7 protein-coding genes and 1 pseudogene are annotated in these 9457 nt (G+C 63.5%); 3 read left to right on the top strand and 5 right to left on the bottom strand.

Annotated features, from left to right (window positions below):
- Positions 1–210: 210 nt before the first annotated feature.
- A pseudogene (locus F6X37_RS29775) lies at positions 211–546 on the top strand (LysR substrate-binding domain-containing protein); the annotation flags it as partial.
- Here F6X37_RS29775 and F6X37_RS29770 read toward each other — a convergent pair.
- The gene (locus F6X37_RS29770) at positions 547–1422 is read right to left on the bottom strand and encodes an aldo/keto reductase family oxidoreductase (RefSeq protein ID WP_184060694.1); all 876 of its coding nucleotides are present in this window, start codon (positions 1420–1422) and stop codon (positions 547–549) included.
- A gap of 107 nt (positions 1423–1529) precedes the next feature.
- Between F6X37_RS29770 and F6X37_RS29765 the strand changes: the two genes are divergently transcribed.
- The gene (locus F6X37_RS29765) at positions 1530–2456 is read left to right on the top strand and encodes a LysR family transcriptional regulator (protein WP_187613773.1); all 927 of its coding nucleotides are present in this window, start codon (positions 1530–1532) and stop codon (positions 2454–2456) included.
- A gap of 39 nt (positions 2457–2495) precedes the next feature.
- Here F6X37_RS29765 and F6X37_RS29760 read toward each other — a convergent pair whose 3' ends face one another.
- On the bottom strand, positions 2496–2960 hold the full coding sequence (locus F6X37_RS29760) for a PleD family two-component system response regulator (protein WP_244145179.1): 465 nt from the start codon (positions 2958–2960) through the stop codon (positions 2496–2498).
- Between the two features lie 111 nt (positions 2961–3071).
- Here F6X37_RS29760 and F6X37_RS29755 point away from each other — a divergent pair, with 111 nt between their 5' ends.
- Positions 3072–4292: a sensor histidine kinase gene (locus F6X37_RS29755; protein ID WP_187613772.1), complete on the top strand. Its 1221-nt coding sequence runs from the start codon at positions 3072–3074 to the stop codon at positions 4290–4292.
- A 16-nt stretch (positions 4293–4308) separates the two neighbouring features.
- On the opposite strand, the gene F6X37_RS29750 is transcribed toward F6X37_RS29755, so the two are convergent.
- Genes F6X37_RS29750 through F6X37_RS29740 form a run of 3 tightly spaced genes read right to left on the bottom strand, consistent with a single transcriptional unit; the run spans position 4309 to position 9403 of the window.
- The gene (locus F6X37_RS29750; RefSeq protein ID WP_184060687.1) at positions 4309–5115 is read right to left on the bottom strand and encodes an oxidoreductase; all 807 of its coding nucleotides are present in this window, start codon (positions 5113–5115) and stop codon (positions 4309–4311) included.
- Positions 5116–5150: 35 nt separating this feature from the next.
- Positions 5151–8291, bottom strand: a complete 3141-nt coding sequence (locus F6X37_RS29745) for an efflux RND transporter permease subunit (protein WP_187613771.1) — start codon at positions 8289–8291, stop codon at positions 5151–5153.
- A complete protein-coding gene (locus F6X37_RS29740; protein WP_187613770.1) occupies positions 8288–9403 on the bottom strand; it encodes an efflux RND transporter periplasmic adaptor subunit in 1116 nt (371 codons plus the stop codon). The genes F6X37_RS29745 and F6X37_RS29740 overlap by 4 nt, the downstream gene beginning before the upstream one ends.
- Between the last annotated feature and the right edge of the window lie 54 nt (positions 9404–9457).

Below are 9457 nucleotides of genomic sequence, written 5' to 3'. Positions count from 1 at the left end.
GATCAGGATCGATGCGCATGCTGCCGCCAGTGCGATCGCGCAATCCGCGAGGGTCTAAAGGTGTCGCGGCGATAACACTCATTGCCGCATCGGCTCTTGCCATAATCATGTTCATGTTGTCCTTCGGGCGGAGGCGCCGGCCGAAAGCCGACTACGCTCATAGCTCGCTACACATGGCCGACCACCAATGTGCAGACCTGTGACCACTGGCCCACCCTCGCGCAGTTCTGCAAGCTCGAACACGTAATCGTGTCGCCCGATGGCGGCGGCTTTTTCGGCGTCACCGACGAGACGCTCGCGAAGGTGGGTCTCGCGCGCAAGGTCGTGCTGTCGGTGCCGCACTTTCTGTTCATGCAGTCGGTGCTCGCGAGCACGGATCTCGTGGGGATGCTGCCCGCGCGTCTCGTGCGCGGCACGGACGCGCTGCGGATGGTCGAGCCGCCCGTCGAGGTGCCGGGCTACGAGATGGCGATGCTATGGCACGAGCGGGTGTATCGCGATCCCGCGCATCAATGGTTGCGGGAGTTCATCGCGGCATCGGTGTAATCAGCCCTTTTCAGCGCCGATCGCATTCAGTTGATCGAGCACCTCGTCGCTGAGCTTCAACTGCGCCGACTGCAGGTTTTCACGCAGATGAGTCACCGAAGACGTGCCCGGAATCAGCAGAATGTTAGGTGCCCGATGCAATAGCCAGGCAAGAGCGACCTGCATCGGCGTCGCCTCGAGCTTGCGCGCAAGCTCCGACAGCTCCGACGATTGAATCGGCGTGAAGCCACCCAGCGGGAAAAACGGCACGTAGGCGATGCCCTGTTCCGCGAGCGCATCGATCAACGCATCGTCGTCGCGATGCACGAGGTTGTAGTGATTCTGCACGCACACGACCTTCGTGATGCGCTGAGCCTCGGCAATCTGCGCGGCCGTCACGTTGCTCAGGCCGACATGACGCACGAGCCCGCGCTGCTGCAGCTCGGCAAGCGCCGTGACCTGCTTTTCGATCGAGCCCTCGCTCGGCTCGTGCACGTTGCCCATCACGCGCATGTTGACCACGTCGAGCGCGTCGAGCCCGAGGTTGCGCAGATTGTCATGCACCGCGCGCTCGAGGTCGGCGGGCTCATGCGCCGGCAGCCAGGCGCCGGCGCCGTCGCGCACCGCGCCCACCTTCGTCACGATCGTCAGATCGCGTGGATACGGGTGGAGCGCCTCGCGGATCAACTGATTGGTCACGTGCGGCCCGTAAAAATCGCTGGTATCGATGTGGTCGACGCCCGACGCGACCGCCTCACGCAGCACCGCGAGCGCCGCGTCGCGGTCTTTCGGCGGCCCGAACACGCCGGGGCCGGCCAGCTGCATCGCGCCATAGCCCATGCGCCGCACCGGGCGGCCGGCTAGTGCGAAAGTGTCGATGGAGCTGAAGTTCGGCATGACGATCTCCTTGTGAAGTGATGAGCGGCAGTATCGCCGGAATTGCGTTGTTGAATAAAGCGGTCTAACGTGTACGGGTTGTTCAAAATTCTGCACAATCAATCGTCATGGAACTGAATGATCTTGCCGCCTTCGTTTCCGTCGCCCGCGCCGGCGGCTTTCGCGACGCGGCGCGCGTGAGCGGCGTGTCGGCGTCGAGTCTGAGCGTCGCGGTGCGGCGCCTCGAAACGAAACTCGGGCTGCGACTCCTGAACCGCACCACGCGCAGCGTCGCGCCGACCGAAGCCGGGCTGCGTTTGATCGAGAAGCTGACGCCGCTGTTCGGCGAAATGGAAGCGGCGCTCGACGTGCTGAACGGCTTTCGCGACAAGCCGACCGGCACATTGAAGCTCAACGTGCCGTCGAGCGTCGCGCGCATCGTGCTGCCCGACGTGCTTGCGCGCTTTCTGAAGCAGTACCCGGATATTCGCGTCGAAGTGGTGGTCGAGGATGGGTTCGTCGATGTGCTGTCGATCGGGTGCGATGCGGGCATTCGCTACGATGAACGCCTCGAGCAGGACATGATCGCGGTGCCGATCGGCGCGCGCGTGCAGCGCTTCGCGACCGCCGCGGCGCCCGCGTATCTCGACGCGCACGGCCGTCCGCACCATCCCGGCGAATTGCTCGCGCATGCCTGCCTGCGCGGGCAATTCGCCAGTGGCGCGATGCCGACCTGGTACTTCGAGCGCGACGGCGAGCTCCTGCAATTGAATCCGACAGGACCGCTGCTGGTGCGGCCCGGCGCCGCGATCGACCTCGCGGTCAGCGGCGCGGTCGCGGGCCTCGGCATCATTCACCTGTTCGAAGACATGCTGCGCCCGCATCTGGACAGCGGCGCGCTCGAAGCGATTCTCGAACCGTGGTGGCAGCGCTTTTCAGGGCCTTTTCTTTACTATCCGGGCCATCGTCATGTGCCCGCGCCGCTGCGCGCGTTCGTCGATTTCCTGAAGGCCGACTCAGCAAGTGTCCCGGACGATGACGTGGCACGGCGTTGACGTCATCGCACGACGGTGAACGCGGCGACGCGTGCCATATCAGCATCGTGGCGCGCAGAGCTGCGCGATCGTGGTCAGAAAGAGATCCGCGCCGATCGGCTTCAGCAGACATGCGCTGCAGTAATGCGCATCGCTGTCCGAAGGCGGCACCGCGGTATGGACCAGAATCGGTACGTTGACGGATAGCGGCATCGATTTCAAACGGCGGCATAACTCCGCGCCGTCCATGACCGGCATCATCCAGTCCGTAACAATCAGGTCGGGAACGTGAGCGACGACACAAGCGAGTGCTTCGGCGCCATTGCTCGCGCAACTCACCTCATACCCTGCGCTCTCCAGAATCAACCGCCATGCGGCTAGAATTTCCGGTTCGTCGTCGACCAGCAATATCGAATACATCATGTTTTGCGGACAAAATTTGCCTTCTCGTCTGATCAGAGTCCCGCAAGAGATGTTCCACGAACGGCAATTGCGCGGATAATGACGCGGGTTGCCGGCGCGCATCGGGTCGCCTGGCCGATCGGCAGCGAAACAGGTTTGCGGTGCCCGCGCAAATCGAGGCGTTCGAACCGTTCGCGCGTTGTATGTTGTAGAAACTCCATTCCGGTATCCATCATGACCGACAGACGCGTGAGCCCGCTGCGCAACTTCGCCAACTTCATCCGCGCGGAACGGGGCGGCCTGACGCGGCAATGGATGCATGCCGTCTCCGCCGACGCCGATCTCGTCGAAGCGGACAAGCTCACTTATCGGCAACTGGCCGACCATCTGCCGGATATTCTCGACGAGCTGTGCCGGGCGCTCGATGCAGAAGATCTCGAGCGCGTCGAAACGTCGATCGAACGCGACGCGAAGAAGCACGGCAAGGTCCGTTGGCAGCAGGGCTACCGGATCGAAGAGCTGGTGCGCGAACTGGACCTCTTTCAGCAGGTGCTCTTCGAAGCGCTCGAAGAGTTCGTCGAACGCGACCGGACTTGCACGCGCCGTCACGAGAGCCGCGCGCGCCGCCTGATCGCCGAAGCATTCAGCGTGGTCAGGTATGAGTCGATCAAGGAAGTGGTCGCCGAACGCGATCGCAAGATCGACGAATACACGGGACGGCTCGAACGCGCGAATCACGAATTGACGCTCGAGCAACGGCTGGTCGGCGATCTATATGCATCGCGGATGCAGATCACGCGCAGCGTCGTGCACGATCTGCGCAATTTCCTCAACGCGTTTTCGGTCGCGCTGCAACTGGTCGAGCGAGCGCCGTCGAAAGCCGATACCGCATTGACGCTCGCGAACCGTCAGGCTGCCGACATGAAGCAACTGGTCGACCAGATGGTCGAGTACTCGGTCGTGCTCGGAGACTCCGCGCCACTCGTGCTCGAAGACGTCGATTTGCGCGAACTCTTCGACGAACTCGTCGCGTCGACGCGACCGTCGATCGAGGCGAAAGGGCTTGCGTTGCGCAGCGCGTTCGACGCGGCGCTGCCGGTCGTCACGTCGAATCGGCTGAAGCTCAAGCAGATCGCGGTCAATCTGTTGACCAACGCGATCAAGTACACGAAGTCGGGGCAAGTCGAAATCCGGTTCGCGATGCATGGCGCCGAACACTGGGCGATTCGCGTCTCCGACACCGGCGTCGGCATTGCGCCCGCCGACGCGGAGCGCGTATTCGATGAGTTCGAGCGCGCGGCCTGCGACGAGATTCCGGGCACGGGGCTCGGGCTCGCGATCGTCAGGGAGCTATGCCGCGTGCTCGATGGGCAGATCGAGTTTGCGTCGCGCGAGGGCGTGGGGACCACGTTCGAGATCCGGTTTCCGCTGCGCCGAACCTTGGCCGCAATGTGATGCGTGGACGAGCGCTTCAACCAAGGCCGAATGTTTTCCTCAAGCTTGAATCGACGGGACCAGCAGGCATAAAGCGGCGTAACTTGCTCAGCAACGACGCCTGTCCGGCAGGCGTGCGACGCATCCGCCAGGCGCCAAGCGCCGCTTCGACAATAGTGTTTGCCACGCCCTCGGGCTCGGGGGCACCTTTGACACTGTTCACGACTGCGCTCATTGCAAGGGCACGCTCGCGGTCATAGTCGGCGATTTTCGAACCCGCCTGGGGCGCATTGATGTCGAGATTGGTCCTGGTAAAAGTCGGTTCGACCAGCGTTGCGCGTATGCCGAACTGGCGCACCTCATGATCGAGGGTTTCGGTCAGCCCTTCCACAGCGTGCTTGGACGCCGAATAGAGTCCCATGTAGGGCGCCGGGAGAAACCCGAGCACCGAACTGACATTGACGATCCTTCCACCGCGTTGTGCCCGCATGTGGGGGAGTACAGCCTGTGTCGCGCGCAGAATGCTGAATACGTTGGTATCGAACAGAGACGAGGCCTCGGCAGTCGACGTTTCCTCGACCGCGCCAATCATGCTCGTTCCTGCATTGTTAACGAGCACGTCGATTCGCCTGGCGCGATCGATGACGGACTGGATTCCAGCCTGGACCGAAGCATCGTTGCGAACATCCATCTCGACAAGCTCGACTCCCGAGATAGGCGCGGCTTTTGCGATGCTGCGCACGGTGCCAAATACGCGGCACCCCCGCCTGGCAAACTTCTCGGCGGCGGCGCGTCCGATACCCGATGACACGCCGGTAACAACGACAACAGTGGAATTCGACATGAACAGCTCCCTTCAGGTGAATTGATGGTGTTTTTTTAACTGTCCGCGTCGAGCGCGTCCTGCAGCGTTTGCTCGGAAGACTGCACCTGCTCATGCCGATCTTTGCGCAAGCCGGCGATACGCTCGGGTCGAATCCTGAACCAGATCGAATACATCGCCGGCAGGAAGACCAGGGTCAGAATCGTCCCGGCGAACGTGCCGCCGATCAGCGTGTACGCGAGGGTTCCCCAGAACACCGAATGGGTCAGCGGGATGAAAGCGAGGATCGCCGCCATGGCCGTCAGGATCACCGGTCTGGCACGCTGCACGGTAGCTTCGACGACCGCATGGAACGGATCCAGCCCCGCCTGCTCGTTCTGGTGAATCTGTCCGATCAGGATCAGCGTGTTGCGCATCAGGATGCCCGATAGCGCGATGAGACCGACCAGCGCATTGATGCCGAACGGCTGCCTGAACAGGATCAACGTCGGCACCACCCCGATCAAGCCCAGCGGGCTGGTCAGGAACACCATCACCATCGCGGAGATCGAGCGCACCTGGAAGATGATGATGATGAGCGTAACCGCCAGCATGATCGGGAAGAGCGGCAACATGGCTTTCGTCGCTTTAGCCGATTCCTCGATGGAGCCCGCCTCTTCGATACGGTAGCCGGTCGGAAGCCTGGCGATGATGGGTTGGAGCTGCCTGGTGATCGCCGTCGATACGTCCGGCGGCTGAAGGTTGTCGGCGATGTCGCCCCGTACCGTGATCGTCGGCACGCGGTCGCGCCAGCGCATGATTGGTTCCTCCATGCGCACGTCGACCTTGCCCACCTGCGACAGCGGAATGCGTTGCCCGTTCGCGCCAGCCAGCGTGAAGTCGCCGAGCCGAGCCGGATCGAGACGAACATCGCCGGCCGAACGCGCGATGACCTGCACGGTTCGAATATCCTCACGCACGGCGGTGACAGGCACACCGGTTAGCAGGAATTGCAGTTGTTGCGCCACGGCGCTGGATGTCAGCCCCACCGCCTGCAGACGGTCCTGCTGCAACGTGAAGTGCAGCGTGGGCGAGCGCGTACCCCAGTCAGCGTTGACCGTACGCATCATCGGACTGGAGTCCATCACCTGCTCAACTTCTCCCGCAATACCGCGCAGCTTGTCCGGGTCCGGACCAGAGATACGGTAGGCGACCGGGAACGGCGAATACGGACCGAACACGAGTTGCGTGACCCGCACGCGCGCCTCGGAGGCGAGACCGTTGGCGACTGCCTGACGCAGTCGCTGCTTCAATGCGTCGCGCTCATCCTGGCTGTCCGTGCGCACCACGATCTTGGCAAACGACGGATCGGGCAGTTCCGGCCCCATCGCCAGGTAAAAGCGTGGCGCGCCTTGCCCGATGTATGCGGTGACGATCCTGGCTTCCTTCTGCTTCGCGAGCCACGCTTCGACCTTCGTCGTCGCGGCGCTGGTTTGCGAGATCGACGTGCCATAGGGCATCTGCACCTCGACCAGCACTTCGGGACGGTCGGAGATCGGGAAAAACTGTTTTTTGACCACGCCCATGCCGAGGATGGCCAGCACGAAGAGGCCCACGACCGAACCGGCGACCAGCCATTTGCGCGCGATGACGCGCGTGAGCAACTGACGGAAGCGGTTGTAGCGCGGCGTGTCGTAGATCGCGTCGTGACCGCCTTCGACCTTTTTGAAGTCGGGCAGCATCTTCACACCCAGGTAGGGCGTGAAGACCACGGCGACGACCCACGATGCGATCAGTGCGATGCCAACGATCCAGAACATGTTGCTGGTGTATTCGCCGGCCGTGGAGCGCGCGAAACCATTGGGCATGAAGCCGACGGCGGTCACCAGCGTGCCCGCCAGCATCGGCGCGGCCGTATGACTCCACGCGTAGGCGGAGGCGGCGATGCGGCCGTAGCCTTCCTCCATCTTTACCACCATCATTTCGATCGCGATGATCGCGTCGTCCACGAGCAGGCCGAGCGCGAGGATCAGCGATCCGAGCGTGATGCGATCGAAGTTCTTGCCGGTTGCGGCCATCACCACGAACACCACCGCGAGTGTCAGCGGTACGGCCGCGGCAACGACGAGGCCCACCCGCCAGCCCATGCTGACGAAACTCACCAGCATGACCACCAGCAGCGCGACGAAAAACTTGAGCATGAACTCGTCGACCGCCGAATGAATGTTGACGGCTTGATCGGTGACTTTGGTCAGGCTCATGCCTAGCGGCAGCCCGGCGTTGATTGCGCCGACCTCGCTGTCCAGCGCCTTGCCGAGATCGAGCCCGTTCCAGCCGTCGCGCATGACGATGCCCAGCAGCAGTGCCGGTTCGCCGTTGTTGCGGATCATGAACGTCGCCGGATCTTCATAACCACGCGTAACGGTGGCAATGTCCGACAGCTTCAGCGTGCGGCCCTGCGCTACGACCGGCGTGTCGCGGATCTTCTGCAGGTTGTCGAAGGCACCGTCCAGGCGAATGAACACCTCCGGACCTTTGGTCTCCACGGAGCCGGCCGGCGTCAGGGCATTCTGACCGTTGAGCGCGGCGAACACGTCCTGGGGGCTCACGCCCAGCGTTGCCAGCCGGTCATGTGAGAGCTCGACATAGATCCGCTCCGCCTGCTCACCGATGATGTTGACCTTCTTCACGCCCGGCACGTGCAGCAGCCGTTGGCGCAGCGTCTCGGCATCGCGAACGAGCAGGCGCTGCGGTTCACCCTTCGCCTTCAACGCAAACAGCGCGAAGGTAACATCCGCGTATTCGTCGTTGACCATCGGTCCGATCACGCCGGATGGAAGATTGCCCGCCTCGTCGCTGATTTTTTTCCGGGCCTGGTAGAACTGCTCCTGCACTTCCGACGGCGGCGTGCTGTCGAGCAAGGTCAAGGTCGTGAAGGCCAGCCCAGGCCGTGTGTAGGTCTCGGTCCGGTCGTACCAGCGCAGCTCCTGCATGCGCTTTTCGATCTTCTCGGCGACCTGATCGTGCATTTCCTGCGCCGTGGCTCCCGGCCATGCGGTGATGATGGTCATCACCTTGACCGTGAACGCGGGGTCTTCCGCCCGGCCCAGCTTGAAGAACGAAACGAGCCCTGCCAGAGAAATCAGGCAGATCAGGAACAGGGTGATGGAGCGCTCGCGCACGGCGAGCGCCGACAGGTTGAAACGGCCTTCGCTCACGGACGGGCTCCCTCGGCCGTCATGGCGACGGCTTGACTTGTCACCCGGACCTGCTCGCCTTCGCGCAGCAGCTGCGCGCCGAGCGCGACGATCCGGTCGCCTTGCTTGATCTCACCGGCGACGCGAGCACTATCGTCGTCCAGATGTTCGACAGTAACCGGCCGCCAGGCAACCTTCGCCGGCTCGCCGTTGATGACCCACACCCCCGGTCCCTTGCCCGCGTCAAACAGCGCGCCGATCGGCACCTGCAAACCGCCTTGCACCGCGGAACGCGCGTCCGGAATCTGGACCGTGACGGTGGCGCCCAGTGGGGCGTCGGCCAGCTCTCCCTGCAGCACATACCGCGCTTCAAAGGTCCGGGTACGAGGATCCGCCGTATCCGAAAGCTGGCGCAGCGTCGCCGGCACGCTAACACCGCCGTTGCCGAACAGCGTGGCCTGGGCGACCGAACCGATTGCGGGGCGTAGGGTTTCGGGTAGCTGGATGACAGCCTCGCGGCGCCCGGCGTGCGCCAGGCGCACCACGGGCTGGCCGGCGCTGACGACCTGGCCCGGTTCGGCCAGCGTTTCCATCACGACGCCATCGTCGTCCGCCAGCAGTTCGGCATAGCCAGTCGCATTGCGCGCAACGTCGGCGTCAGCCACGGCCGCGCTGAGCTGCGCTTTGGCGGCATCGGCCGCCGCCTTGATCTGGTCGTAGGCCGATGCCGATATCGCGCCGGTGCCGCGCAGGTCGCGGTAGCGCTCTTCGTCCTGCGCGGTCTGCTGCGCCCGTGCTCGCGCGGCGGTGACCGCGTCCTGCCGGGCCTGCGCGGCAAGCCTCAGATCGATGGGGTCGAGGCGCATCAGCAGCTGGCCGCGTTTGACGGTTTGCCCGGCATCCACCAGCCGCTCGAGCACCTTGCCGGAGACGCGAAATCCCAGGTCGCTCTGCACGCGCGCGGCGACGGTTCCGGTAAACGAACGGGAGGCGGGGATCGCCGCCCGAGCGATGGCGGTACGCACCAGGGGCGCTTCGGTGCGCGGATCGGACGGTGCTTTTGCGCCGCAGGCGGCTAGCGCAAGTGCCAGTGCACAGACGACTGTAGAGGTAGCAAGGCGACGCCGGAGCATGAAAGACCCATTGACGGAGTGATCGGGGCTTTCATTATGGTTCTAGTGACCAAA

The organism is Paraburkholderia sp. 31.1 (assembly GCF_014397645.1).
GTDB lineage: Bacteria > Pseudomonadota > Gammaproteobacteria > Burkholderiales > Burkholderiaceae > Paraburkholderia > Paraburkholderia tuberum.
Note: the sequence above shows the minus strand (reverse complement) of the source record. Positions and strands in the feature narration are given on the sequence as shown.